A 24,681-nucleotide genomic window follows, 5' to 3' on the forward strand; every position below is an offset into this window, starting at 1 on the left:
TGCGCCATGCTGCCTTGTCCGCCGGCTTGGCGTTCCTGCTCGGTCTGGCGATCAATCAGTTCATTTTGCTATTCGTCCACCGGCTGCGGCCCTACGATGCCGGCGTGACGCATCTGCTGATTGCGCCCAGCGCCGACTGGTCGTTTCCCTCCGACCACGCGACAGCCAGCTTTGCGGTTGTTGCTGCTCTTGCAATGCAAGGTCTGCCGCGCCGGATGCTGGCCCTCTCCATCATGGCATTGCTGATCTGCTGGTCGAGAATTTATATCGGCACCCACTATCTCACCGACGTGATAGGCGGTGCCATCACTGGCGTCTTAGGTGCCGTTGTGGTCCGATTTGCCTATCGCGAGAACTCCCGACTGGACAGTCTGGTCACAAGAATTCTCTAGCTCCTTATGTGCCAACGATGAGACGAGCAGCTATCATAGCGGTCCTGTCGCTTGCCTGCGTCTCTGTCGTGCTCGCCGCCGCCCATTCGGGTCGTGATGCGGTCATCCAGGCTCGCCAGGCCTCGATGAAGGAAATGGCCCAGGCCGCAAAGACGATAGCCGGGATGTTCGACGGCAAGCAGGCGTACGACGCCGCGGCCTTCAAGGCGGCGGCCGAGACCATCCGCGCCCGCACCGGCCCTGCCCTGATTGCCGAATTCCCCAGCGCGACATTGGGCGCGCCTTCAGGCGCCAGGCCGGATATCGACCCCGCCCGCGCGGAGTTCGAAGAGCTGGCTCGCCACATCGGGACGCTGGCCAGCGCCTTGGCCTCCGACGCCGAGCGGGCGCCGCCGCGCATCACCGACGACATGAGAATGGGTTCCGGCCTGGCGATGGGCGGTGGCAGCCTGCTTGGCAAGCGACCATCACTCGCGGAAGCCGATCCCACTAAATTGCCGGCGGAGCACCTCCTGCATCTCATCTTGCAGGATTGCTCGAGCTGCCATTCGAAGTTTAGGCAAAAGGTCGAGTGATAGCGTCAGCTTCGCTGCAGCTGACCCGCCATGAAATTGCGCCAGCCGCCGAAATGCGAAATCTCCTTTGCATCGGTGAGACCGGCACTTTCGACGAGGAAGCCTTTCGGCGAAGTTCCGTCATCAAGCAGAAGCGTGCCGATGCCTAGCGGCGGCGGGATCGCGGCAACAAAACGGCCGAAGGCTTGCGGCGAGAGCCGCCAGACTTCGACCTCGATCGCTGTCCCCTTGCCGTTGCAAATCCGTTCGAGCCCCGGTCGCGGCACCGACTGGCCGGCGAGCGCGTAAAGCCGGTAGAGCGGCGCCGTTCTTGCAGCCCGGGCGAACATTGCGCCGAGCTGCTGCAGCTGGCCGTTCAGCGCCATCCCCGACAGATGCGCGCCGACCACGGCCAGCTCGATCGTGCCTTCATCCACGCCCGCCAGAACATCGCCGCGCTGCGGCTGCGGCCAGCCGATAGCACCAAGCGCAAGGCCGCTTGCCGCATGGACATCGCGCGCAAGCGACGCAGTCAGGTGGTCCTTGCCCGCCGCGGCAAGCAAGGTGACGCTCATCGGCAGACCGTCGCTGCGGGTTCCGCTCGGCACGGCAATGCCGCACATGTCGAGCAGATTGACGAAGTTGGTGTAGGTGCCGAGCCGGCTGTTGGTGACGATGGGATCGGCCAGCACCGCTTCGACTGTGTAGTGCGTCGGCGCGGTCGGCACGCAGAAAACGTCGACCGAGGCGATGACCGGCGCAAGCCTGGCCTTATAGCCTTGCAGGGCATAGAGCCCCTTGAAAGCGTCCGCAGCGGAAAGTTTTCGCGCACCGCCGATGATCTGCCGCGTCACCGGATGCATGGCGGCCTCGTTGGCATCCATGAAGTCCCTGATCGCGGCGTAACGCTCGGCCACCCAGGCGCCTTCGTAGAGCAGAGTGGCGGTGGCGTAGAAATCACCGAACGGGATTTCGACCAGCCGGCAGCCCAGCGTCTCCAGCGAGGCAAGAGCGGCCTCGAAACCCGCCTGCATCGCCTCGTCGCCGAAGAACGTCCAGTCGGCCCTTGCCGGCACGCCGACAGTCAGCACCGGCGGGCGCGCGGCAAGAGCCTGAATGCAGAGGTCACGCGAATAGGGATCGGCGTCGCCCTTTGCCGCCGCCGCCTCGAACACGTGATAGGCGTCATCGACGGTGAGCGCGAAGACCGAGACGCAGTCGAGCGTCCGGCAGGCCGGCACGACGCCGGCGGCTGATAGCGCGCCGACGCTCGGCTTCAGCCCGACGATGTTGTTGAGGCCGGCGGGAATGCGCCCAGAACCGGCGGTGTCGGTGCCGAGCGCGAACGAGACGATGCCGCGCGCGGTTGCGACGGCCGAGCCGCATGAGGAGCCGCCCGGCACCAGTTTCGGGTCGATCGCATTCCTCGGGATCGGATAGGGCGTGCGAACGCCGACCAGGCCGGTGGCGAACTGGTCGAGATTGGTCTTGCCGACAACCAGCGCGCCGGCGGCCTTGAGCCGCGCGACGACGGTGGCGTCTTTCGCCGGCAAATAGGCATATTCCGCACAACCCGCCGTGGTCGGCATGCCGGCAACATCGATGTTGTCCTTGACCGCGAACGGCACGCCCCACAGCGGCTTTGCCACCGGATCGAACGGGCCGAGCTTTTCCGCCTCGGCAAGCAACTCCGCCCTGCTCGCCAGATGGATGAAGATGCCGGGGTCATCGGCCGCCGCGAGCCGCGCATGGACCATATCGATCACCTCGCCAATGCCGACGCCGGCCTGATAGGCAACGTGCAGGCTCGCTATGTCGAAGCGGATGTCGCTCATTTGGCCTCGCCCAGAATGACTACCGGCAGGTTCCACTGGATGAGCACGACGCAGCCATCCTTGGTCCACACCGAATGCTCGGTTCCGACCGGGTTCAGGATCACGCTGCCCGCGGCATGATCGCCGTTCTCGTCGCTCTGCGTGCCTTCCAGCACGATGATCGTCTCCAGCCCGGCATGGCGATGACGCGGCACGCTGGCGCCAGCCCGGTAGTTCAGGATGGCGACCGACGGTTCCATCGGCCCACCCTTGAGCAGCCAATGCACTGTGATGCCTTCGCGAAAATGCTCGAATGGCAGATCACGCCAGCCCCCTTGGATGAGAGCCGCGTATGCGACGTTAGGCATTGGAAAGTCCCTCGAGCACCTGGTCCGTCGTTGCCGTCCAGCCGACGATGGCGCCCTGCGCCCTGATCATGGCAAGGGCTGCCGCCTTGAACTCCGGAAAATAGCTCTCAGTGGCATCCTCCGCCAGAAGGCATTCATAGCCGCGGTCGTTGGCCTCGCGCATCGTCGTCTGCACGCAGACCTCCGTCGTCACCCCGGCAAAGACTAGCTGCTGTGCGCCGAGCCGCTTGAGGTCGTCGCCGAAGCTGGTGGCATAGAACGCGCCCTTGCCGGGTTTTTCGATGACGATCTCGCCAGGCAGTGGGGCAAGTTCATCGAGGATCGCCGTTCCCGGCTCCCCGACGATCAGCACACGACCCATTGGCCCGACATCGCCGATCCTGATCGACGGATTGCCGCGATTGCGCTTGGCCGGCGGCAGATCCGAAAGGTCTGCCTTGTGGCACTCCATCGTGTGGATCACCGGCAGGCCAGCGGCGCGAAACCCCGCGATCAGCCTCTTCACCGTCGGCACGATCGCCGTGACCCGGCTGACGTCATTGCCGAGGCTGGCGCCGAAGCCGCCGGGTTCGGCAAAGTCGCGCTGCATGTCGATGACGACCAGCGCCATCGCCTCAGGCTTGAACACAAACGGAAACGGCAGCGCCTCGATCTCCGCCATCAGTGATGTCCCGCCATGTGCTCGCCGATCGTCTGCACGCTCGCCTGCGCGATCGGCGTTTCATAGACCAGCGCGCCATCCGACATGACGAAGATGCGGTCCGAGAGCTCGAGCAGCTCATCAAGGTCCTCCGACATCAAAAGCACGGCGGCACCGGCGTTGCGCGCCTTCATGATGCGGGCGCGGATTTCGGCGACGGCAGAGAAGTCGAGGCCGAAGCAGGGATTGGACACGATGAGCAAATCGACCTCGCCGGTCAGCTCGCGCGCCAGCACGGCGCGCTGCACATTGCCGCCTGACAGCGACGAAATCGGCGAAGCGAGCGAGGCCGTCTTGACCTTGAACTGTTCGACCAGGCGGGCCGCGTAGTCCCTGATCGCACTCATCCTGATCCAGTTGACCGGCTTGCCGGCCTCGTTGAAGTCGAAGGTCCGGAAGGCCATGTTTTCCGCCACCGTCATCTTCGGTGCGCAGGCATTGCGCAACGGCTCCTCCGGAATGAAGCGGACATTGAGCGTGCGCGCCTCGCTGCGGCTGGCGCCATAGGGCGAGCCTTTCACCAGAACGTCGCCGCCAGTGCGCGCCCGCTGTCCGGCAAGGACTTCGAGAAACTCCTTCTGGCCGTTGCCGGAGATGCCGGCAATGCCGACGATCTCACCCGACTTCACATCGAGCTCGCCGATGTCGATGGTTTTCAAACCGGTGCGGTCGGGCGCCTTCAGCGACTTTACCGTCAGCACCTGTCTGGCGCCGGCCGGCACCGGGGCGCGGCTATCGAGTGCGGCGATCGGCTGGTCGCCGATCATCATCGCCGCCATCTGCTTGTGCGAAAGCTCCGCGACTTTGCCCGTTCCGGTCAGCCTGCCCTTGCGCAGCACGGTGATGTCGTCGGCAAAGGCCGTCACCTCGTGGAATTTATGCGAGATCATCAGCACTGTGAGGTCGCCGCTCCTGGTCATGTCGCGCACCAGGCCAAGCACTTCGTGTGCCTCGCCGGGAGTGAGCACCGAAGTCGGCTCGTCGAGCACCAGGAAACTGCGGCCGAGATAGAGCTGCATGATGATTTCGAGCTTCTGCTTCTCGCCGGCCGCAAGTTCCGCCACCTTGACGTCGAGCGGCAGCTTGAACGGCATCCGCTGCATGAATTGCGCAAGTGCGGCGCGCTCCTTGCGCCAGTCGATGACGCCGGGCACCTTCTCGCGCGAAATGACCAGGTTCTCCGCGCCGGTCAGCGACGGGACGAGCGTGAAATGCTGGTAGACCATGCCGAGCCCCAATGCCGAGGCATCCTTCGGACTGGCGATCGCGACCTCGCGGCCATCGACCAGCATGTCGCCGGCGGTCGGATGGTAAAAACCCATCATGCATTTGACCAGCGTCGACTTGCCGGCGCCGTTTTCGCCGAGCAGCGCATGGAACGATCCCGCCGGCACCTTGATCGAGACATCGTCCAGCGCGGTGAAGGCGCCGAAGCGCATGGTCATGCCGATGGTCTCGACGCCGACGGCTTTCTTGCCGATGCTTCCGCTCAAGATCGTGTCCTCACGGCAGCTGCGCGACGAAGGATACCGAATTCGACACCGCGCCGAACACGCCGCCCTGCATCTTGATCATCTTGATCGCGGCGAGATGGTTGCCGTAATCGGTCGCGCCGCAGCAATCCTCCAGCATGACGCATTCAAAGCCGCGATCATTGGCCTCGCGCATCGTCGTGTGGACGCAGACATCGGTGGTGATGCCGGTCAGCACGATGTTTTCGATGCCGCGCTGGTGCAGGATCAGCTCCAGGTCGGTGGCGCAGAACGAGCCCTTGCCCGGCTTGTCGATGATCGGCTCGCCAGCCGCCGGATAGAGGTCGGGGATGATGTCCCAGCCGGGTTCGCCGCGCACCAGGATGCGCCCGCAAGGCCCGGGGTCGCCGATGCCGGCATTGATGCGGCGCGAGCGCCAGCGCTTGTTGGCCGGCAGGTCGGCGAGATCGGGCCGATGGCCCTCGCGCGTGTGGATGATGGTGTAGCCCTTGGCCCGCATGGCTGCGAGCACCGACTTGATCGGCTCGATCGGCGCCCGCACCAGCGAAAGATCGTAGCCCATATGATCGACATAGCCGCCCGGCCCGCAGAAATCGGTCTGCATGTCGATGATGATCAATGCCGTATTGTCCGGCCGCAGCTCGCCATTATAGGGCCATGGATAGGGGTCGGCATCGATGTAGCGCTGGGTGATCTCGGCTCTGGCGTTCATCGGAAAAAACTCCAGTCATTTGGTGATCGACAACTCGCCCGGCGCGCCGGCAAGCGAGCGGTTCGGCGACGATGTGGCGATCATGATAATGAGCGTGAGGATGTAAGGTGCGGCGTAGAAGAGATAGTAGCCCTGCGTCACCCCGACCGATTGCAACGCCGGGCCCAGCGCGCCGGCGCCGCCGAACAACAGTGCCGCGGCAAAGCAGCCAAGCGGGTTCCAGCGCGCGAAGATGACCAGCGCCACCGCCATCAGCCCCTGCCCCGACGAGATGCGTTCGGTCCAGCTGCCGGGGTAATAAAGCGACAGATAGGCGCCGCCGATGCCGGCGAGCGCACCGCCGACGCCTGTCGCAAGCAGGCGCACGGTGTTCGGATTGAGGCCCATGGCGCGCGCCGCATCGGAGCTGTCGCCGACGACGCGCACGACCAGGCCGGCGCGGGTGTTGCGGAAGGCCCACCACAGGAACAGCGCAAGTGCGGCCCCGATCAGGAACAGCACGTTGACGTTGAGCGCCGCCTGCACCTGCGGGATATCCGACCAGCCACCGAAGGCGAGGGCCGGCAGGTCTGGTGCCGAGGGCTGGATGAATGGCTTGCCGAAGAAGAAGGCGAGACCGGAGCCGAACAGCATCAGCGCGATGCCGATGGCGATGTCGTTCACCCCGCGGAATTTGCAGATCCAGCCATGGAACAGGCCGAAGCAAAGACCGGCACCGGCGGCAGCCAGCACGCCGAGCCATGGCGAGCCGGTCATCACCGCGACGGCGTAGGCAGTCATCGCACCGAAGACCAGCGTGCCTTCGAGGCCAAGATTGATGCGGCCGGAGCGTTCGGTGATGGCTTCGCCGAGCGAGACGAAGATGAAGGGCGTCGAAACGCGGATGGCGCCGCCGAGAATGGCGAGCGGCACGCCCCACAGGCCGATCTCGGTCGCGTCCATCAGGAGCCTCTCTTCCACAGATCGGGATTGAAGACCTTGAAGCGGCCGTAAAAGGTTTCGCTGAACAGGATGACGACGAAGAGCATGCCTTGCAGCACCAGCACGGTGGCGTCGGGCAGGTCCATGCGGCGCTGGATCAGCCCGCCGGAAGCGCCGATACCGCCGAGCAGGAAAGCGACCGGGATGATGGCGAGCGGATTGTGGCGAGCGAGGAAGGCGACGAGGATGCCGGTATAGCCATAGCCGGCGGCGAGCGAGGCGTTGGCGCTGCCTTGCACGGCGCCGACCTCCAGCATGCCGGCCAGCCCGGCGAAGCCGCCGGCCAGCCCGGTGAAGCCGACGATCAGCGGCCCGACGGCAAGCCCTTGCACCTGAGCTGCCCTGACATTGCCGCCGGCAATGCGGGCGGCAAACCCCCAGCGCGTCTTTTCGATCAACAGCCAGGACAGGAGGCAGGCGAGAATGCCGACGACCAGGCCCCAGTGCACGTCCATGCCTGGAATGTTGCCGATGCGGTAGGCATCCGCCAGCGGCTCGGTCGAGGGTTTGTTGAGCGAAGCCGGATCGCGCAGCGGCCCTTCGACCAGATGGTTCATCAGCGCGATGGCGATATAGGCCATCAGCAGACTGGAGATGGTTTCGTTGACGGCGCGGTAGTGGCGCAGTGCGCCGACGGCACCTATCCAGATGCCGCCGGCGACCGCGCCCGCCACGCCCATCAGCAGGATGACCACAAAAGCCGGCGCGCCATTCGCCGCGACGCCGATGGCGGCGGCGGCAACGCCGCCCAGCACGATCGCGCCTTCGCCGCCAATGACGACGAGGCCGAGCCGGGCCGGCAGCGCCACGCAGAGCGCTGCCAGTAAAAGCGGTGCTGCCCGCGACAGCGAGTTCTGGATCGAGAACCACGAGCCGAAGCCGCCGCGCCACATCGTCTCGTAGAGTTGCACCGGCGATTTGCCGACCAGCGCGATGAACACGCTGAACAGCGCCATGCCGACGATCAGCGCCGCGAGCGGTATGACGAAGGCTTCCGCCCGCCGCGCCGCCCATTCGAGCGCCGCCGGATAATTCCTGGCGCCAAACAGCGCCGGTGCGCTCGCAGTGCTGATCGTGTCTGCCATGGCCCCGTCTCCGATCCGGTTCAGGCGGTCGAACCGACGACGCCCTCGACCAGGTAGTCCATGCTTTCGAGTTCGAGCGCGGTCTCGGCGAAGGCCTGGCCTTCGGTCGCGACGACGACGCCCTTGTTGCTCTTCAGCGGACCCTTGATGACGGAAAAGCCGCCTTTCATCATTTCGGCCAGCGTGCCGTCGAACTGCTTGCGGGCGGCATCGCCGACGGCCGGGCCGAGCGGGCTCATCTTGACGAAGCCGTCGGCCAGGCCGCCGCGCGTGAAATTGGGCAGCGGCGTGCCGGCCACCAGATCGTCGACGAACATCTTGTAGACCTTGGCCCAGTTCCATTCCGCGCCGGTCAGGTATTTTTCCGGCGCCAGCGGGCTCTGGTTGGCATGATAGCCGCAGACGAAGGCGCCACGCCCGGCCGCCGTCTCGACCACCACCTTGGGGCTATCGACATGGCAGGTGATGACGTCGGCACCCTGGTCGACCAGCGCATTGGTGGCCTCGGCCTCCTTGACCGCCAGCGACCACTCGCCGGTGAAGATCACCTGGCAGGTGATGGTCGGGTCGACCGAGCGCGCGCCGAGCAGGAAGGAATTGATGTTGAGCAACACCTGCGGGATCGGCTTTGCCGCGACGAAGCCGAGCTTCTTGGTTTTGCTGGTGTGACCGGCGACGACGCCATTCAGATACTGGCCCATGCCGATATAGCCGAAATAGGAACCGGCATTCATCGGATGCTTGTCCTTGTTCCACATGCCACCGCAATGGCGGAACTGCACGTCGGGGAATTTCGCGCACATGGCGAGCATGTGCGGATCGAAATAGCCGAACGAGGTCGGGAAGATCAGCGACGCACCGTCGAGATTGATCATCGATTCCATCGTCTTCTGGACGTCGACCGTCTCCGGCACGTTCTCCTCCTCGACGACGGAAATTCCTTCGATCCCCTTCAGCGTGGCGGCGCCTTCGGCATGCGCCTGGTTGTAGCCGTAATCGTCCTTTGGCCCGACGTAGATGAAGCCGACGGTGGCCGTCGCGGCGAAGGCCCTGCTGATCGGAAACGATGCGGACGCAAGGCCGAGCGCCGCTCCGGCGGCGGAGGTCTTGAGCAGGTCGCGGCGGCTAAGCATGAATCTCTCGGACATTGAATGCTCCCTCTGTGGGGCCTTTGGGGCCGGTTAACACCTCAATGAAAGAAGTGTATGCAATCAGCATGCCAGTTTCAGAAATGAGATTTATTCAGCAATATCAATGAGTGTGCCGATGTGGGCTGCACAAAGCCGGAGCAATTGCATACACTTTTTGCCTCCAAAATCGCCAATTTGACATGAAGGCTAAAACATAGGCATACAGAGATGCGGAGGAATCGAAGCCGGTGAGTGGCTTGCGGCTCTAGCGAAAAGACTGGACGGAGGAGACGTGCCGGGAAAGCGCAATTTGATCAGGTCGGGCACGACCGTCGATCAGATGGTGAGGGCGATCAGCGACCGGATCGTCACCGGTTTCCTGCGCCCGGGCGAAAAGCTCGACGAGGCCTCGCTCGCCGCCCGCTTCGACGTCTCACGCACGCCGATCAGGGAAGCGCTCAGCCGGCTCAGCGCCATGGGGCTCGTCGAAAGGCGGCCGAACCGCGGCGCCACCGTCGCCGTGGTGACGCAGGAGCACCTCGCCTCGATGTTCGAAAGCATGGCCGAGCTTGAAGCGATCTGCGCGCGGTTCTCGGCCGAGCGCATGACCGGTGGCGAGCGCCGCACGCTGGAGGCCGAGCACCAGGCCTCGGCGCGCTTCGTGCAGCTCGGTGCCGAAGAAGAGTATGAGCTTTTCAACACCGAATTCCACACCCGGCTCTATCGCGGCGCCCACAGCAAGCACATTTATGAACTGACCGTCATGACCCGCGGCCGCCTGGCGCCGTTCCGGCGCGCGCAATTCATGCTGCCGGGCCGGCTGGCCCAGTCCTGGCAGGAGCATGACGCCATCGTCACCGCAATCATGCGCGGCGACAGTGCGGCGGCCGGAACAGCCGCCAAGGATCATGTCTCGATCGTCAGCGAGGCGAGCGCCGTCTTTGCCATCGGCGATCGCCCCAAAGGCAGGACCGAGCCGTTCCCGACATCGGCTTCCTAACCGTCAATCGACCAGCACGGCGACCACGGCAGCGCAGTCGCCGGCCTTGACCAGCCCCGGAAAATGCCGCGCCGCCAACAGACCGGACATTTTGGCCCGGATCTCCCGCGGAGCGCCGCCGGTGCGGCCTATAGAATGGATACGTGCCAGCACCTGGTTCTCTGCCACCGCCTCGCCGAGATCGATCATCGTTTCGATCATCCCGTCGTCCTCGGCGAACGAAAAGCAATCGCCGGACGGCATGTCGAGCCAGCGGGTCGGCTGCATCTCGACCGCGCCGGCGACAATGCCGGCATGGCGCAGCACATTGAGCACGCCGCGACGCGCGATCCGCACCGTTTCCGCGCGCGAAGTCCCGCCGCCGCCAAGCTCTGTGGTGATGAACAGCTTGCCCATCTCTTCGGCGGCAGTGTCGAACATACCGACCGCGTCGATCTCCAGCATTTTCATCGACCATGGTGCGGAGAAGGCTTCAACCGCGGCGAAACCCTTCGCTTCCAGCACCTTGTCGGGCCGGATGTGGGCGGCGCAGAACGGCACGAAGTCGAGCGTCTTGCCGCCGGAGTGGAAGTCGAGCGCGATGTCTGTACGGGGCAGAAGCTCGCGCTGGAAATAATCGGCGATCTTCTCGGTCACCGTGCCGTCGGGCCGGCCGGGAAAGCTGCGGTTGAGATTGCCCTTGTCGATCGGCGAGGTGCGTGTGCCGGCGCGGAACGCCGGATAGTTCATCGCCGGCACGATGATGATCGTGCCGCTGACTTGCTTCGGGTCGAGCGTACGGGCGAGGTCATAGAGCGCCAGCGGCCCCTCGTACTCGTCGCCATGATTGCCGCCGGTGAGCAATGCGCTCGGCCCCTTGCCGTTGCGGATGACGCAGATCGGGATCATCACCGATCCCCAGGCGGAATCGTCGCGGCTGTAAGGCAGGCGCAGGAAACCGTGCTGCACGCCGTCGCGCTCGAAATCGACGGTCGGCGTGATCGGTGACGGGCGAAGGCTGGACATCGGGCTCAATTCTTCACCACCAGTTTGCGCGGCACATTCGCCAGGCACTCGACGCCCGTCTCGGTGATCAGGATGGATTCGGTGATTTCCAGCCCCATCGTCTCAAGCCACAAGCCGGTCATGAAATGGAAGGTCATACCGGGCTTCAACTCGGTGCGGTCGCCTGGACGCAGGCTCATCGTGCGCTCGCCCCAGTCAGGCGGATAGGAAAGCCCGATCGGGTACCCGGTGCGGTTGTCCTTGACGATGCCGTACCGCTTCAGCACCGCGAAGAAGGCGTTGGCGATGTCCTCGCATGTGTTGCCGGGGTTGGCGGCCGCAAGTCCCGCCTCCATGCCTTCCAGCGTCGCCTTTTCGGCATCGAGGAATTCCTGCGTCGGTTTACCAAGGAACACAGTCCGGGAAAGCGGACAATGGTAGCGGTTGTAGCAGCCGGCAATTTCGAAAAAAGTGCCCTCGCCCGACTTCATCGGCCTGTCGTCCCAGGTCAGATGCGGCGCCGATGCGTCGGCGCCCGACGGCAGCAGCGGCACGATCGCCGGATAGTCGCCGCCAATGCCATCGACGCCGCGCGTGCCGGCATCATAGATCTCGGCGACCAGGTCGCATTTGCGCATGCCGACCTCGATCTTGTCGACAATGCGCTCGTGCATTGCCTCGACGATGCGGGCGGCTTTGCGCATGCAGTCGATTTCGGTCGGGCTCTTCACTGCGCGCTGCCAGTTGACGAGTGCCGTGGCGTCGACGAAGCGGGCATTGGGCAGATGTCTCTGCAGAGACGCGAAGGCTGCGGCGGAGAACCAATAATTGTCCATCTCGACACCGATGCTGAGCTTGCCCCAGCCGCGATCGGCGAGCACCTGCGAGAGAAAATCCATCGGATGGCGCTCGGTCGACTGCACATAGTGGTCGGCATAGCCGATGATGTTGTCGTGCGCGAGATAGGCGGTGCGCTTGGCGCCGTTGGCGTCCTGGCCGCGCCCGTACCACACCGGCTCGCCCGACGGCGGCACGATGACAGCCTGGTGCACGTAGAACGACCAGCCGTCATAGCCGGTCAGCCAGGCCATGTTGGACGGGTCGCTGACGATCAATAGATCGACGCCCTTGACCTGCATGGCCTTCCGCGTCTTGGCGAGGCGCTCCGCATATTCGCCGCGCGAGAATTTCAAATTGGGCTGCATTGTTCTTGGTCCTCGTTTGTTGGGCCTTGCGGCCAGCATCAGCTTTCGAAAATCGTACCGGTCTTGGCCGCACGCGCACGGTCGCGGGCGAGCGTGGCGATTGCCGTGTCCTGCACGCCGGTGCCGGTCAGGTCGGCAATGGTGATGTCGCTGTCCGAGCGCCGGCCATGCCTTTCGCCGGCGATGATGTGGCCAAGCTCGGTGATTTCGGCATCGGACGCCATCACGCCCGCCGCGATAGCATGGTGCAGTTCGCCCAGCCGGCGCGTCTGTTTGGCGCTGTCGGCGACGTAGAGATCGGCCATGCGCAGGATCGCCGGCGCGATCTCGTTCTTGTGCTCGGCATCCGAGCCCATGGCAGTGATATGCTGGCCGGCGGAGACGAAGCCGGCCTTGATCAGCGGCTCGGTCGACGGCGTCGTGGTGACGATGATGTCGGCATCGGCCGCAGCCTTTGCCGCGTCGGGCTCGGCGTGAACGGCGATGCCCAGTCTTTCGGACAATGCGTCGGCCGCGGCTTCGGCCTTGCCGGCATCCCTTGCCCAGATGCGGGCTTTGGTGATCGGCCGCACCAGCATCAGCGCCTCGAGCTGCAGTCCGGCCTGAACACCGGCGCCGAAGATCGCGGCAACGGAGGAACCCGGCCGCGACAGATGCTTGGCGGCAACCGCGCCGGCCGCCGCCGTGCGGATGTCGGTGAGATAGCCATTGTCGAGCAGCAGCGCCTCGACCAGACCGGTTTTCGCCGACAGCAGCACCATCATGCCGTTGACGCTGGGCAGGCCGAGCTTCGGATTGTCGAAGAAGCCGGGGCTGATCTTGATGGCAAAACCGTCGATGCCCGGCACATAGGCGGTCTTGACGTCGACCTCGCCGCGATGCTCGGGAATGTCGAGCCTGAGGATTGGCGGCATCGCCACCGGCAAGGTGGCGAGCGCGCGAAACGCGCTCTCGACGCAGGCAACGGCATCGAGATCAAGCTTCACGATCTTGCGCAATTCAGCTTCGGTGAGGATCGTCATCCGGCTCATGCTGCGCTCTCCGCAATTGCTTCGCCGCAGATGATCTTGCGGTGCAGTGTCATATCGATGTTGCGGCCGGACAGCACGAGCACCGTCGGGCCATTCGCTTTGACCTTGCCGGCAAGCACGGCCGCGATGCCGACCGCGCCGGCGCCTTCGACGATCTCGCGCTCCTGCTCATAGGCATGGCGGATGCCGGCGGCGATCTCGTCCTCGCTGAGCAGGATCACATCGTCGAGCAGGTCGCGGCACATCGAGAAGGTCAGCCGGTTGTCGAGGCCGATGCCGCCGCCGAGTGAATCCGCCAGCGTCGGCAGTTCTTCGACCAAAACCGGATGTCCGGCGTCGAGGCTCGCCTTCATCGCCGCACCGCGCGCCATTGAAACGCCCACCACCTTCGTCGCCGGGCTGACGCCCTTGACGGCAGCGGCAACGCCAGCCGCCAGCCCACCGCCAGAAAGCGGCACCAGCACAAGGGCGGCATCAGGAACCTGTTCGATGATCTCCAGCCCGAGCGTGCCTTGCCCGGCGACAATGGCGGGATGGTCGAAAGGCGGCAGCATGACCAGCCCCTCTTCCGCGACCAGCCGTTCGACCTCCCGCTGCGCATCGTCCTGGCTGTTGCCGACGATGCGGATCCCGGCGCCGAGCCGGCGGATCTCGTCGAGCTTGTTCTGCGGCACCAGCCGCGACATGCAGATCGTCGCGTGGATGCCTTGCGATTGAGCAGCATAGGCAAGTGCCCGGCCGTGGTTGCCGGTCGAGGCAGCGACGACGCCGCGCGCCTTCTCCTCTGCTGTCAGCGAAGCGATAGCGTTCGAGGCACCACGCAGCTTGAAGGCGCCGGTGGTCTGCCGGTGTTCGAGCTTGAGATAAACAGGAGCGTCCAAGTGCTGGGAAAGACTCCGGGAAGGAACGGTCGGCGTACGCTCGACCTTGCCTGCGATGCGCTCGCGCGCGGCGTGGATTTCGGACAGGCTTATCCTGGACGTGGTCATGGCTCTGCAATCAGTTCAGCGGCAGCGTCATCAGACGGCCGAATTCAGGGCGCGGCTCGTCGTCGTCGCAAAGCCGCAGGCAATTCCAGGCCGTCGCCTGGTTGCTGGTGACGACAGGACGGCCGATGGCTTCTTCCATACCGACAACTGCCGCCGCGGACCGCAGTGCCGTGCAGGAGACAAACAGCGCGTCCGAGTGTTCGGCCGTCGCCTCGCGAGCCAGATCGACCAAGGATTTCGGCGCAATCCGCGCCATCTCGCGATCATCCTCGAAGCCGAGGCAAGTGAAGCTGACGATTTCGAAACCATGCTCGGTGAAATAGGTCGCCATCGGCCGGCTGGTCTCGACCGTATAAGGGGTAAGAATGCTGATCGTCCTGGCGCCCAGCGCCTTCAGGCCGCGCACCCCGGCCATCGGCGGCGTGACCACCGGCACGCCGGGCTTGGCGGCCTGCACCGCCGCCTCGATTTGGGCATCGCGGATCACGACGGAAGCTGAGGTGCAGGAATAGCAGATCGCATCGAGCGGCTCGTCGGGCAGGATCAGGGCCGCGGCCGCCGTCAGTGACGGCTGCATCTTGCGCAAATTGTCCGGCGTCGTCGGGTTGGCGTAGGGGATGCGTGCGACATAGACCCCGATGCGGTCGCTTGCCACCATGCGGTGAAAATCCGGTTCGCTCGTATGGTCGGTGGCAAGGATGATCAGGCCGACCCGCTTTTCCAGCGGACGCGCGTCGAGCGGCGGCCGGGCCGAATGCAGGCGGATTTCGGGTGCAGCGCTCATCTTTCGATCCGCCCATAACGGTGTTCCAGCCAGCGCAGCAGCACCACCGAGAACAGGCTGATGGCGAGGAAGAAGGCGCCGACCAACGTGATCGGTTCGATATACCGATAATAGGTATTGGCGACGCTCTTGGCCTGGTTCATCAGTTCCAGCACGGTGATCGCCGACAGCAGCGGCGTCTCTTTGAACATGGCGATGAAATAATTGGCAAGCGCCGGGATCATCGGCGGGATCGCCTGCGGAATGATGATGTGCGTCCAGGTCTGGGTGGCGTTCAGATTGCAGGCCTTGGCCGCTTCCCACTGGCCGCGCGGAACATTATCGATGCCGGCGCGGTAGACCTCGGCCGTGTAAGTGCCGTAATGCAGCCCGAGACCGATGACGCCCGCGACCAGCGGCGGCAACAGGACGCCAAAATCCGGCAGCACGTAGAAGATGAAATAGAGCTGCACCAACAGCGGTGTGCCACGGATGAACTCGGCAAGGAAACCGACGGTGCGCGACAGAGCCCTGTTCGGCGACCGGCGCGCCAACGCGATGCCCAGCCCGACGATCGCCGCCAGTACCGAGCCGAGCAGCGTCGCCAGGATGGTGATCTTCACCCCCTCGATCAGCGTCGGCAGGATCTGCCGGACAAAATCCCAATCCCATTCCATTATCAGGTCCGATCCATCATACGCGCACCCCGTCGAGGCCACGCGCCATGCGGCGTTCCAGCGACCGCACGCCCCAGGAGATGAGCAGCGCCAGGACGAAATAGATGACGAGGATGGTGCTGAACGGCACCAGAGTATTGCCGGTCTGCGAGCGCACCACCTGCGCCTGGAAGGTCAGGTCGGCGAGCGAGATTAGCGAAACGACGGCGGTGGCCTTGAGCAATTCAATGGCGTTGTTGCCGAAGGTTGGCAGCATCACCAGAAGCGCCTGCGGCAGGATGACATGGCGCATGGCTTGCCAGCGGCCGAGATTGAGCGCGGTGCACGCCTCATATTGTTCGCGGCCGATCGACTTGATGGCGCCGCGCACCACTTCCGCTGCATAGGCGCCGACATTGAGGCCCAGCGCCAGCACGCCGGCCTGCAGCGGCGTCAGCGAAATGCCGGCAAAGGGCAGCACGAAATAGGCCCAGAACAGCTGCACGAAAATCGAGGTGCCGCGGAAGAACTCGATATAGGCGGTGGCCAGCGCCCGCAGCACGAAAAACCGCGACAGCCGCCCCAGCCCGGCAAGAAAAGCCATGATCAAGGCCAGCACCGACCCCATCAGCGTCAGCTCGATGGTGACAAGCGCTCCTTGCAATATCAGGCCGAAATAGCCGGACCATTGGGTCATTGGGTCGAAAGTTTCCGCGTTGAATGTCTAGCGACACGTTGCTTCCAGCGTCCTTCTCCCGGTTCACGGGGAGAAGATACCGGCAGGCAGATGGGGGGCAGCGCGAACCAACCGGAGTATGGCGCCGCCCCTCATCCGGCCCTTCGGGCCACCTTCTCCCCGTGAAAGGGGAGAAGGAAGAACGCACCTACTTCGCCGAGCAGAGCTTGTCGCGGCTCGTCGACATTGCCGCCGCCGCCGAGAAGCCGTAAGGCTCGATGATCTTGGCGAACTCGCCGGACTTCTTCAGTTTCGCCAGCTCGACATCATAGGCGTCGCGCAGCGCTTCGTCGCCCTTCTTGAAGGCCGCGCCGTCGCAATAGACCGGCGCACCGACCACCGGCGCGATGACTTCGAGGTTCGGATCATTGGCTTTCTTGACCAGGTCGTTGATCGACAGCACGGGCAGCGAATAAGCATCGATGCGGCCGTCCTGCAGCATTTTCAGGCCGCTCTGGCCGTCCGGCACGACGATGACGCGCTCGCGCGGCACACCTGCGGTGAGCGCCAGCTTCTCTTCAGTGCCGCCACCCGGCGCGCCGATCGTGGCGCTCGCGTCCTTCGCGACGTCCTCGTAGCTCTTGAAGCCCTTCGGGTTGCCCTTCTTCACCAGCATCGCCTCGGCGTCGCACAGCACCGGTTCCGAATAGGCGACCGCAGCACAACGTTCCGGCTTCATGAACAGGCCGGCGGTGACGACGTCGAAACGGCCGGCCTGCAGGCCGGGAATCATCGCGCCATATTCCGAGATCGAGGCGACGATATCGTTGACGCCAAGGCGCTTGAAGATTTCACGGGCAACGTCAGGCGCCGCACCCGAAACCTTGCCGTCGGCAGCGACCGCCGTATAGGGCGGCTCGTTGGCGATGGCGACGCGGGCAAAGCCTTGCGCCTTGAGCTCTTCGAGCTTGCTGTCATCGGCCGAGCCGGCCGTCGAGGCGGCCAGCACCGCCGTCAGCGCGATACCGGCGACGCCGGCCAAAATGGCAAATTTCTTCATTGTTCCCAACTCCTTGTTTGTCTGTCTTCTTGGCTTGCTTGAGGCGTCGCCGCCTCGCATGGCAGTCAGACCCGATGTCCGGCCGCAATGATCTTCTTCAGGAAACCTTGCGTGCGCTCCTGTTTGGGATGGCGGAAAATCTCGTCGGGCTTGCCCTCCTCGACTATTCTGCCGCGATCGAAGAACAGCACCCGGTCGGCGAAGTCATGGGCGAAACCCATCTCGTGGGTGACCAGCAGCATGGTCATGTCGGTCTCGGCGGCGAGCTTGCGCATGACGTTGAGCACCTCGTCGACGAGCTCAGGGTCGAGCGCCGAGGTGACCTCGTCGAACAGCATGATTTTCGGCGACAGCGCCAGCGCCCGCGCAATCGCGACGCGCTGCTTCTGGCCGCCTGAAAGCTGCGCCGGCATCGCTTTGGCCTTGTCGACCATGCCGACCATGTCGAGCAGTTCCATCGCCCGTTTTTCTGCGGCGGCCCGCGGCACGCCTTTGGTCAGCATCGGTGCCAGCGTCACATTGTCGATGACGCATTTGTGCGGAAATAGATTGAATAGTTGGAAGACCATGCCGATCTTCTGGCGCATCTTTGCCAAATGCCGTTCATCGGCCGTCAGCAGCCGGCCGTTGCGCTCCATGTGGTACAGCTGTTCGCCGTCGACTTGGATGTGGCCGCTGTCGATACGCTCTAGCGTCATCAGGATGCGCAGGATCGTCGTCTTGCCCGAACCCGATGGGCCGATCAGTGCCAGCTTCTCGCCGGGCATGACTTGCATCGAGAGGCCGTCCAGCACCTTGAAGGTGCCGAAGCTTTTCGAAATGCCGTCGATGTTGATGATGGGCGCCGACAATGAATTTCCCGTGCTAGAGAAGCTATGCCTTTAACGATGCGGATCGCGGCAAATCATGTCAATCAAGAAAATAATATCATGACAATATTTCGGATTCCGCACAATTTCGCGCCGTTCGCCGTCTAGATCACAAGCAGGAGATGCTCGGGATCGCCGAGCAGAAGCTTGGTGACAACGCCGAGACCGGCACGCAGTTCCCCCTCCGTGGTCGAGCCCAGCGAAATCCGTACGGCTGGATGCCAAGGCATCTGCGAAATGCGAAACGACGTACCGGGCGCAATCGCCACGCCCTGCAGGCGCGCCTGGGACACAAAGCTTTCCTCGCCGCGATCCTCGGGCAGCCGCAGCCAGACATGCAGCCCGTCGCGATGAGCCCGATAGTCCACTCCGGCAAGCACCTCGGCGGCGATGTCCAGACGCCGCCGCAAAGCCAGGCGCTGCCATCGAACGAGTTCCATCGCGGTGCCGTCGGTCACCCATTTGGTGGCGATCTCGGCCACCAGCGGCGTCGCCATCCAGTTCGAGACGAGGTGGCGGTTGGCAACTGCGGCGACATAACGATCGGGCGCGGCGAGATAGCCGATGCGCAGGCCGGGCACCACGATCTTGGTGAAGGAGGTGACATAGAGCGTGCGCTCGGGGGCAAACGCCGCGACCGGCGGCGGACGGTCCTCGACCAGCGGGCCGAGCACGTCGTTTTCGATAATGGCGATGTCGTGCCTGCGCGCCACCGCAGCGATCTGCTCGCGCCGGGCGGCATCCATCAGCGTTGCCGTCGGGTTGATCACCGAGGGCTGCACGAACACGGCGCGGATGTCGGACAGCCGACAGGCCTCGTCCAGCGCTTCCGGGATCAGCCCATTGTCGTCGATCGGCAAACCCTCGAGGTTGAAGCCGAGATAACGCGCCAGCGGGATCAGCGTGTGGTGACCGATCGCCTCGGTGGCGACGGTCGAACCGGGCGGCGCTACGCTCATCAGCGCTACCGTCATACCGGCGGTGGCGCCGTTGGTCAGGCTGATGTTCTGCGGCGACGCGTCGAGGCCGCAGAGCCGCAGCCACTCGACACCCACCGCACGGTGGCGTGGGAACACCATGTTCGGCCTGAACGACAGCGCCGAGCTCGACGGCAGGTTTTCGGCGAGCCAGCCCAGTGCCTGCCTCAGCCGCTCCAGATGCATCGGTTCGCAGACCGGCTTCAGGATGGAGAGGTCGATGAGCTCGCCCAGCCGCTCCGGCAGATAGGGGGGCTCCGGCTCGCGGCGCTGTGTCTGCACGAAGCTGCCGCGGCCGACCTCGCCGGACACCAGCCCGCGGCGGATCAGCTCCTCATAGGCGCGGCTGACCGTCTGCACGGAAAGTTGCAGATCGTCAGCCAACTGCCGGTGCGTCGGCAACCGAGCGCCATTGGCCAGGCGCCCGTCATGGATGGCGCGCGCGAACTGGTCGGCGAGCGATTGATAGGCCGGCCGCCGGATAAGTGCGGGATCTGGTCGCCAAAATGTCATGACTTATTAGAGATCGAAATCAGTGCAATTGACAATCGAAATAATGCGCCGTCATGGTGTCCGGCACTGGAAGTGGGCGATCATGGCTGCAGCGAAACTCGATCCGATCGATCTGAAAATCCTCGACGCCATCCAGCGCGACGGGCGCATCACCAAGCTGGCGCTGGCCGAGAAAGTCGGCCTGTCGCCGACGCCGTGCTGGATGCGGCTGCGCAAGCTGGAAAAGGCCGGCATCGTCTCGGGCTACCATGCCAGGATCGCCATGCGCGCCATCGCGCCGGTCGCTACCGTGCTGATGGAGGTGACGCTGGCTAGCCACCGCCAGGCCGATTTCGACCGTTTCGAGCGCGTCATCCGCGACATCCCCGAGATCGTCGCCTGCTGGTCTGTCGGCGGCGGCGTCGATTACCTGCTGAAGGTGATGGCGCGCGACATCGACGCCTATCAGCGGCTGGTCGACACTCTGCTCGAACGCGAGATCGGCATCGACCGCTACTTCACCTACATCGTGACCAAGACGGTGAAGGAGGAGAGTGTGCTGCCAGTGGCGGATCTGTTGCCGGCATCTTCCTGATACCGGAGAGATCGTCTGGCTGGGCAGGGCAATAGAGACAATCTCTCTACGTGCGGGCACGCAAATAGCCTCTCTGTTTGCGCGGCAGAGATAGTCTTGCGGCATCACCCGAACCGGGAGCCCGATGATGTCCGCACATTTTGCCCGCTCGCACCGCCATGAAGCACTTGATCGCCTTGCCGACCGGCGGCTGCTGCGCGAACTCGCCTATGTCGCTGGCCACTGGACGGCGAGCGAGACCGCGGAGAGTTTCGAGGTGACCGATCCGGCCACCGGATCCACCGTCGCTTTCGTTGCCGCGCTCGATGCCCGGCAGACCACATTGGCGATCGATGCGGCATCGCGCGCCTTTCCTGCCTGGCGCGCATTGCTGCCGCAGGAACGGTCGAAAATCTTGCGAAAATGGTTCGATCTGATCGTCGCCGCCAAAAATGACCTGGCCATGCTGATGACGCTAGAACAAGGCAAGCCGCTGAAGGAATCGCGCGGCGAGATCGACTACGCAGCCTCTTTTGTCGAGTGGTATGCCGAGGAGGCCAAACGTCTCAACGCCGAAAGCGTCACCAGCCATTTGCCAAATGCCGAGATGGTGGTGCGACGCGAACCGCTCGGTGTCGTCGGCGTCGTCACGCCGTGGAATTTTCCAGCGGCCATGCTGACCCGCAAGGCGGCTGCCGCCCTTGCCGCCGGCTGCACCATCGTCGCGCATCCTTCCTCGGAAACGCCGCTGTCGGCACTGGCGCTGGCCGAGCTTGGCGAACGTGCCGGCCTGCCGGCTGGCGTGTTCAACGTCCTCACCGGCAGGGCTTCGACCATCGTCGGGCGGATGTGCGAAGACCCGCGCGTTCGCGCCATGAGCTTCACCGGCTCGACCGAGGTCGGCAGGTTGATCGCCGCGCAGAGTGCGCCGACGATGAAGCGTCTGGTGATGGAACTTGGCGGGCATGCGCCGCTGATCGTCTTTGCCGACGCCGATCTCGACAAGGCGGTGACCATAGCCGTCGATGCCAAATTCGCCACCTCCGGCCAGGACTGCCTCGCCGCCAACCGCATCTATGTCCAGCGCCCGATCTACGACCGTTTTTGCGCCGCCTTCACCAAGCGCATCGAGACGTTGCGGACCGGCAATGGCCTGGCTGACGACACCGACATCGGGCCGTTGATGCACGAGCGCGGCGTCAAGAAGATCGAAGAGCAGGTCGCCGATGCGCTGGCTGGTGGCGCGCGCTGCCTCACCGGCGGTGGCCGCCATGTGGCTGGGCCGCTGTTCTACCAGCCGACCCTGCTCGCCGACGTTGGAGACGACGCGCTGATCATGCGCGAGGAGACCTTCGGTCCGGTTGTGGCCGTGACGCCTTTCGACAGCGAAGACGAAGTCGTCGCCCGCGCCAATGCGACAGAATACGGGCTCGTCGCCTATGTCGTCACTGAAAACGGCGGCCGGCAATTGCGCATGGGCCGCGCGCTCGACTATGGCATGGTCGCCATCAACCGCGTCAAGATCACCGGCGCGCCGATCCCCTTCGGCGGCGTCAAACAGTCCGGCATGGGCCGCGAGGGCTCGCGTCACGGGCTCGAAGCCTTTACCGATCTCAAATATCTCTGCCTCGACGTAGCGTAACGCCCTGTCAGGCTTTTTGCTTTCAAGGAGTAAAAAATGCTCGACCAGTCCAACGAACTCGCCGCCTGGGATCGCGATCATTTCTTCCATCCCTCGACCCATATGGGCACGCATGCGCGTGGCGAGAGCCCGACGCGTGTGATCGCCGGTGGCGAAGGCGTCACCATCTGGGACAATAACGGTCGCAAGAGCATCGATGCCTTCGCCGGGCTCTACTGCGTCAATGTCGGCTATGGCCGCCAGAAGATAGCCGACGCCATCGCCGCGCAGGCCAAGAACCTCGCCTATTACCACGCCTATGTCGGGCACGGCACCGAGGCATCGATCACGCTTGCCAAGATGATCATCGACCGTGCGCCCGAGGGCATGTCGAGGGTCTATTTCGGCCTCTCCGGTTCCGACGCCAACGAAACCAACATCAAGCTGATCTGGTACTACAACAACGTGCTCGGCCGGCCGGAGAAGAAGAAGATCATCTCGCGCTGGCGCGGTTATCACGGCTCCGGCATCATGACCGGATCGCTGACCGGCCTCGACCTGTTCCACAACGCCTTCGACCTGCCGCGTGCGCCGGTCCTGCACACCGAGGCGCCCTACTACTTCCGCCGTGCCGACCGCTCGCTGAGCGAGGAGCAGTTTTCGCAACACTGTGCCGACAAACTCGAGGAGATGATTCTCGCCGAAGGGCCGGAGACGGTCGCCGCGTTCATCGGTGAGCCTATCCTCGGCACCGGCGGCATCGTGCCGCCGCCGGCCGGCTACTGGGAGAAGATCCAGGCGGTGCTGAAGAAATACGACGTGCTTCTGGTTGCTGACGAGGTCGTCACCGGCTTCGGCCGGCTGGGCACCATGTTCGGCTCCGACCACTACGGCATCAAGCCCGACCTGATCACGATCGCCAAGGGCCTGACCTCGGCCTATGCGCCGCTGTCGGGCGTCATCGTGTCAGACAAGGTCTGGCAGGTGCTGGTGCAGGGTTCAGACAAGCTCGGCTCACTCGGTCATGGCTGGACCTATTCGGCGCATCCGATCTGCGTCGCCGCCGGCGTCGCCAACCTGGAACTGATCGACGAGATGGACCTGGTGCGGAACGCCGGCGAGACCGGCGCCTATTTCCGCGCCGAGCTGACGAAAGCCGTCGGTGGCCACAAAAATGTCGGCGAGGTACGCGGCGACGGCATGCTGGCGGCGATCGAGTTCGTCGCCGACAAGAACGATCGCGTATTCTTCGACGCCTCGCATAAAATCGGGCCGCAGGTCGCGACCACCCTTGCGGCAAGCGGCGTCATCGGCCGGGCCATGCCGCAGGGCGACATTCTCGGTTTCGCGCCGCCGCTCTGCCTGACGCGGCAAGAGGCCGATATCGTCGTGTCGAGGACGGCCGACGCGGTGAAGAGCGTGTTTGCAAATATCTGAAGAGCCGACATGAATGCCATGACCAAGACCCTCCCCGCCACCATGGCCGCCGTGCAACTGATCGGGCACGGCGGACCGGAAAAGCTCGTCTACCGCACCGACGTGAAAGTGCCCTCGCCCGCCCGGGGCGAGGTGCTGGTCAAGGTCACCGCTTGCGGCATGAACAACACCGATGTCTGGGTGCGCCAGGGCGCCTATGGCACGGAGGAGGATGCCGCCGCTGTGTCGACCTGGCGTCGTCAGGGCAATACGCTGAGCTTCCCGCGCATCCAGGGCACCGACACGGTCGGCAACATCATTGCCGTCGGCGACGGCGTGTCGCCGGCCCGCATCGGCGAGCGGGTGATGGTCGATTTCTCCATCTACAATCGCGACGACGATTCACTCGCCGACATCGACTATATGGGCCATGGCCGCGACGGCGGCTATGCCGAATACCAGGCAGTACCGTCCGAAAACGCCCATGTCGTCGACACCGATCTGAGCGATGTCGAGCTTGCCACTTTCTGCTGCGCCTATCTCACCGGCGAGCAGATGTTGGAACGCGCCGCATTGAAAGCCGGCGAGCGTGTGCTTGTCACCGGCGCCTCTGGCGGCGTCGGCTCCGGCATCGTGCAGCTGGCGCGGGCGCGCGGCGCCATTCCCTATGCGGTTGCCGGCAAGGGCAAGGAACAGGCCGTGCGTGAGATCGGCGCCGAGGCGGTGATCACCCGTGGCGTTGCCGATCTGCCGGCCGCCGTCAGCGCGGCGACCGGCGGGCGGCCAATCGATGTGGTCGCCGACCTGGTCGGCGGCGCGATCTTCAACGACCTCCTGCGCATCTTGAGGCCGGAAGGCCGCTATACCACGGCCGGCGCGATTGCCGGCCCGGTCGTGCAGCTCGATCTGCGCACCATGTACCTGAAACAGCTGCAACTGCATGGCTCAAGCCAGGGCACACGCGCGGATTTCCGCCGCATCGTGCGCTACATCGAGGACAAGAAGATCCGGCCGCTGGTCGGCGGCGTCTACAAGCTGTCCGATTTCCATCGCGCCCAGGCCGATTTCATCACCAAGGATTTCGTTGGCAAGCTGGTCGTCGTGCCGGATGCGTCGCCAAAATAGCGCGTCGACCAAAA

Annotated in this window: 25 protein-coding genes; 7 read left to right on the forward strand and 18 right to left on the reverse strand. The window is 64.3% G+C overall.

The genetic code is table 11. The features are described 5' to 3' along the window. Positions 1-392 (forward strand): phosphatase PAP2 family protein (locus NKJ81_RS21605; RefSeq protein WP_352541665.1); only part of this gene is annotated, 392 nt, incomplete at its 5' end. A gap of 17 nt (positions 393-409) precedes the next feature. Further along, on the forward strand, positions 410-967 hold the full coding sequence (locus NKJ81_RS21610; protein ID WP_352473247.1) for a cytochrome c: 558 nt from the start codon (positions 410-412) through the stop codon (positions 965-967). A gap of 5 nt (positions 968-972) precedes the next feature. Here the strand turns inward: NKJ81_RS21610 and atzF are convergent, their stop codons facing one another. The 8 genes from atzF to NKJ81_RS21650 are packed head-to-tail and all read right to left on the reverse strand — an operon-like array spanning position 973 to position 9,247. Next, entirely contained in the window at positions 973-2,781 is a 1,809-nt protein-coding gene (gene atzF, locus NKJ81_RS21615; protein ID WP_352541666.1) for an allophanate hydrolase, read from the reverse strand. Then, positions 2,778-3,128: a cupin domain-containing protein gene (locus NKJ81_RS21620; RefSeq protein ID WP_352501326.1), complete on the reverse strand. Its 351-nt coding sequence runs from the start codon at positions 3,126-3,128 to the stop codon at positions 2,778-2,780. Before NKJ81_RS21620 ends, atzF begins: the two co-directional genes overlap by 4 nt. Further along, positions 3,121-3,789: a cysteine hydrolase family protein gene (locus NKJ81_RS21625; protein ID WP_352541667.1), complete on the reverse strand. Its 669-nt coding sequence runs from the start codon at positions 3,787-3,789 to the stop codon at positions 3,121-3,123. The genes NKJ81_RS21620 and NKJ81_RS21625 overlap by 8 nt, the downstream gene beginning before the upstream one ends. After that, positions 3,789-5,321 (reverse strand): ABC transporter ATP-binding protein, encoded by a 1,533-nt coding sequence (locus tag NKJ81_RS21630; RefSeq protein ID WP_352541668.1) that lies wholly within the window; start codon positions 5,319-5,321, stop codon positions 3,789-3,791. Before NKJ81_RS21630 ends, NKJ81_RS21625 begins: the two co-directional genes overlap by 1 nt. A 10-nt stretch (positions 5,322-5,331) precedes the next feature. Continuing rightward, on the reverse strand, positions 5,332-6,033 hold the full coding sequence (gene biuH, locus NKJ81_RS21635; RefSeq protein ID WP_352452343.1) for a biuret amidohydrolase: 702 nt from the start codon (positions 6,031-6,033) through the stop codon (positions 5,332-5,334). Positions 6,034-6,048: 15 nt separating this feature from the next. Next, a complete protein-coding gene (locus tag NKJ81_RS21640) occupies positions 6,049-6,975 on the reverse strand; it encodes an ABC transporter permease (RefSeq protein WP_352541669.1) in 927 nt (308 codons plus the stop codon). Beyond that, positions 6,975-8,099, reverse strand: a complete 1,125-nt coding sequence (locus NKJ81_RS21645) for an ABC transporter permease (protein WP_352541670.1) — start codon at positions 8,097-8,099, stop codon at positions 6,975-6,977. Before NKJ81_RS21645 ends, NKJ81_RS21640 begins: the two co-directional genes overlap by 1 nt. 20 nt (positions 8,100-8,119) lie before the next feature. Beyond that, positions 8,120-9,247 (reverse strand): BMP family ABC transporter substrate-binding protein, encoded by a 1,128-nt coding sequence (locus NKJ81_RS21650; RefSeq protein WP_352467659.1) that lies wholly within the window; start codon positions 9,245-9,247, stop codon positions 8,120-8,122. A 322-nt stretch (positions 9,248-9,569) separates the two neighbouring features. Between NKJ81_RS21650 and NKJ81_RS21655 the strand changes: the two genes are divergently transcribed. Then, positions 9,570-10,229 carry a GntR family transcriptional regulator gene (locus NKJ81_RS21655; protein WP_352541730.1) on the forward strand — a complete coding sequence of 220 codons (660 nt, stop codon included), beginning with the start codon at positions 9,570-9,572 and terminating at the stop codon, positions 10,227-10,229. A 3-nt stretch (positions 10,230-10,232) separates the two neighbouring features. On the opposite strand, the gene doeB is transcribed toward NKJ81_RS21655, so the two are convergent. From doeB to ehuR, 10 genes are all read right to left on the reverse strand, one after another. Continuing rightward, entirely contained in the window at positions 10,233-11,234 is a 1,002-nt protein-coding gene (doeB, locus tag NKJ81_RS21660) for a N(2)-acetyl-L-2,4-diaminobutanoate deacetylase DoeB (RefSeq protein WP_352501331.1), read from the reverse strand. Positions 11,235-11,239: 5 nt separating this feature from the next. Further along, positions 11,240-12,418, reverse strand: a complete 1,179-nt coding sequence (gene doeA / locus NKJ81_RS21665) for an ectoine hydrolase DoeA (protein ID WP_352541671.1) — start codon at positions 12,416-12,418, stop codon at positions 11,240-11,242. A 38-nt stretch (positions 12,419-12,456) separates the two neighbouring features. Next, positions 12,457-13,449 carry a cyclodeaminase gene (locus tag NKJ81_RS21670; protein ID WP_352541672.1) on the reverse strand — a complete coding sequence of 331 codons (993 nt, stop codon included), beginning with the start codon at positions 13,447-13,449 and terminating at the stop codon, positions 12,457-12,459. Then, positions 13,446-14,438 carry a hydroxyectoine utilization dehydratase EutB gene (gene eutB / locus NKJ81_RS21675; RefSeq protein WP_352541673.1) on the reverse strand — a complete coding sequence of 331 codons (993 nt, stop codon included), beginning with the start codon at positions 14,436-14,438 and terminating at the stop codon, positions 13,446-13,448. The genes NKJ81_RS21670 and eutB overlap by 4 nt, the downstream gene beginning before the upstream one ends. Before the next feature lie 10 nt (positions 14,439-14,448). Continuing rightward, entirely contained in the window at positions 14,449-15,222 is a 774-nt protein-coding gene (gene eutA, locus NKJ81_RS21680; protein WP_352541674.1) for an ectoine utilization protein EutA, read from the reverse strand. Continuing rightward, positions 15,219-15,878, reverse strand: coding sequence for an ectoine/hydroxyectoine ABC transporter permease subunit EhuD (ehuD, locus tag NKJ81_RS21685; protein WP_352467665.1), 660 nt, complete (start codon positions 15,876-15,878; stop codon positions 15,219-15,221). Before ehuD ends, eutA begins: the two co-directional genes overlap by 4 nt. A gap of 16 nt (positions 15,879-15,894) precedes the next feature. Then, positions 15,895-16,554 carry an ectoine/hydroxyectoine ABC transporter permease subunit EhuC gene (gene ehuC / locus NKJ81_RS21690; protein WP_352541675.1) on the reverse strand — a complete coding sequence of 220 codons (660 nt, stop codon included), beginning with the start codon at positions 16,552-16,554 and terminating at the stop codon, positions 15,895-15,897. A 187-nt stretch (positions 16,555-16,741) separates the two neighbouring features. After that, positions 16,742-17,593 (reverse strand): ectoine/hydroxyectoine ABC transporter substrate-binding protein EhuB, encoded by an 852-nt coding sequence (ehuB, locus tag NKJ81_RS21695; protein WP_023677200.1) that lies wholly within the window; start codon positions 17,591-17,593, stop codon positions 16,742-16,744. A gap of 65 nt (positions 17,594-17,658) precedes the next feature. Next, positions 17,659-18,444 (reverse strand): ectoine/hydroxyectoine ABC transporter ATP-binding protein EhuA, encoded by a 786-nt coding sequence (gene ehuA, locus NKJ81_RS21700; protein WP_352501337.1) that lies wholly within the window; start codon positions 18,442-18,444, stop codon positions 17,659-17,661. 122 nt (positions 18,445-18,566) lie between these two features. Beyond that, positions 18,567-19,952, reverse strand: coding sequence for a MocR-like ectoine utilization transcription factor EhuR (gene ehuR, locus NKJ81_RS21705; RefSeq protein ID WP_352541676.1), 1,386 nt, complete (start codon positions 19,950-19,952; stop codon positions 18,567-18,569). Positions 19,953-20,034: 82 nt separating this feature from the next. Here ehuR and NKJ81_RS21710 point away from each other — a divergent pair, with 82 nt between their 5' ends. The 4 genes from NKJ81_RS21710 to NKJ81_RS21725 all read left to right on the forward strand — a co-directional run bounded on the left by NKJ81_RS21710 (position 20,035) and on the right by NKJ81_RS21725 (position 24,667). Then, positions 20,035-20,526, forward strand: a complete 492-nt coding sequence (locus tag NKJ81_RS21710) for an Lrp/AsnC family transcriptional regulator (protein WP_352484028.1) — start codon at positions 20,035-20,037, stop codon at positions 20,524-20,526. Positions 20,527-20,653: 127 nt separating this feature from the next. Further along, positions 20,654-22,147 (forward strand): NAD-dependent succinate-semialdehyde dehydrogenase, encoded by a 1,494-nt coding sequence (locus NKJ81_RS21715; RefSeq protein ID WP_352541677.1) that lies wholly within the window; start codon positions 20,654-20,656, stop codon positions 22,145-22,147. Positions 22,148-22,183: 36 nt separating this feature from the next. Further along, the gene (locus NKJ81_RS21720) at positions 22,184-23,563 is read left to right on the forward strand and encodes an aspartate aminotransferase family protein (protein ID WP_352473222.1); all 1,380 of its coding nucleotides are present in this window, start codon (positions 22,184-22,186) and stop codon (positions 23,561-23,563) included. A 9-nt stretch (positions 23,564-23,572) separates the two neighbouring features. Next, entirely contained in the window at positions 23,573-24,667 is a 1,095-nt protein-coding gene (locus NKJ81_RS21725) for an alcohol dehydrogenase family protein (RefSeq protein WP_352541678.1), read from the forward strand. Positions 24,668-24,681: the final 14 nt, after the last annotated feature.

This window comes from Mesorhizobium sp. M0018, from assembly GCF_040323955.1.
Taxonomy (GTDB): Bacteria; Pseudomonadota; Alphaproteobacteria; order Rhizobiales; family Rhizobiaceae; genus Mesorhizobium.

What these genes read in the sequence shown, in the direction of transcription:
- NKJ81_RS21610 (WP_352473247.1), top strand. Translation starts at nt 410, where the DNA reads ATGAGACGAGCAGCTATCATAGCGGTCCTGTCGCTTGCCTGCGTCTCT.
- atzF (WP_352541666.1), bottom strand. Translation starts at nt 2,781, where the DNA reads ATGAGCGACATCCGCTTCGACATAGCGAGCCTGCACGTTGCCTATCAG.
- NKJ81_RS21620 (WP_352501326.1), bottom strand. Translation starts at nt 3,128, where the DNA reads ATGCCTAACGTCGCATACGCGGCTCTCATCCAAGGGGGCTGGCGTGAT.
- NKJ81_RS21625 (WP_352541667.1), bottom strand. Translation starts at nt 3,789, where the DNA reads ATGGCGGAGATCGAGGCGCTGCCGTTTCCGTTTGTGTTCAAGCCTGAG.
- biuH (WP_352452343.1), bottom strand. Translation starts at nt 6,033, where the DNA reads ATGAACGCCAGAGCCGAGATCACCCAGCGCTACATCGATGCCGACCCC.
- NKJ81_RS21640 (WP_352541669.1), bottom strand. Translation starts at nt 6,975, where the DNA reads ATGGACGCGACCGAGATCGGCCTGTGGGGCGTGCCGCTCGCCATTCTC.
- NKJ81_RS21645 (WP_352541670.1), bottom strand. Translation starts at nt 8,099, where the DNA reads ATGGCAGACACGATCAGCACTGCGAGCGCACCGGCGCTGTTTGGCGCC.
- NKJ81_RS21650 (WP_352467659.1), bottom strand. Translation starts at nt 9,247, where the DNA reads ATGTCCGAGAGATTCATGCTTAGCCGCCGCGACCTGCTCAAGACCTCC.
- NKJ81_RS21655 (WP_352541730.1), top strand. Translation starts at nt 9,570, where the DNA reads ATGGTGAGGGCGATCAGCGACCGGATCGTCACCGGTTTCCTGCGCCCG.
- doeB (WP_352501331.1), bottom strand. Translation starts at nt 11,234, where the DNA reads ATGTCCAGCCTTCGCCCGTCACCGATCACGCCGACCGTCGATTTCGAG.
- doeA (WP_352541671.1), bottom strand. Translation starts at nt 12,418, where the DNA reads ATGCAGCCCAATTTGAAATTCTCGCGCGGCGAATATGCGGAGCGCCTC.
- NKJ81_RS21670 (WP_352541672.1), bottom strand. Translation starts at nt 13,449, where the DNA reads ATGAGCCGGATGACGATCCTCACCGAAGCTGAATTGCGCAAGATCGTG.
- eutB (WP_352541673.1), bottom strand. Translation starts at nt 14,438, where the DNA reads ATGACCACGTCCAGGATAAGCCTGTCCGAAATCCACGCCGCGCGCGAG.
- eutA (WP_352541674.1), bottom strand. Translation starts at nt 15,222, where the DNA reads ATGAGCGCTGCACCCGAAATCCGCCTGCATTCGGCCCGGCCGCCGCTC.
- ehuD (WP_352467665.1), bottom strand. Translation starts at nt 15,878, where the DNA reads ATGGAATGGGATTGGGATTTTGTCCGGCAGATCCTGCCGACGCTGATC.
- ehuC (WP_352541675.1), bottom strand. Translation starts at nt 16,554, where the DNA reads ATGACCCAATGGTCCGGCTATTTCGGCCTGATATTGCAAGGAGCGCTT.
- ehuB (WP_023677200.1), bottom strand. Translation starts at nt 17,593, where the DNA reads ATGAAGAAATTTGCCATTTTGGCCGGCGTCGCCGGTATCGCGCTGACG.
- ehuR (WP_352541676.1), bottom strand. Translation starts at nt 19,952, where the DNA reads ATGACATTTTGGCGACCAGATCCCGCACTTATCCGGCGGCCGGCCTAT.
- NKJ81_RS21710 (WP_352484028.1), top strand. Translation starts at nt 20,035, where the DNA reads ATGGCTGCAGCGAAACTCGATCCGATCGATCTGAAAATCCTCGACGCC.
- NKJ81_RS21715 (WP_352541677.1), top strand. Translation starts at nt 20,654, where the DNA reads ATGTCCGCACATTTTGCCCGCTCGCACCGCCATGAAGCACTTGATCGC.
- NKJ81_RS21720 (WP_352473222.1), top strand. Translation starts at nt 22,184, where the DNA reads ATGCTCGACCAGTCCAACGAACTCGCCGCCTGGGATCGCGATCATTTC.
- NKJ81_RS21725 (WP_352541678.1), top strand. Translation starts at nt 23,573, where the DNA reads ATGAATGCCATGACCAAGACCCTCCCCGCCACCATGGCCGCCGTGCAA.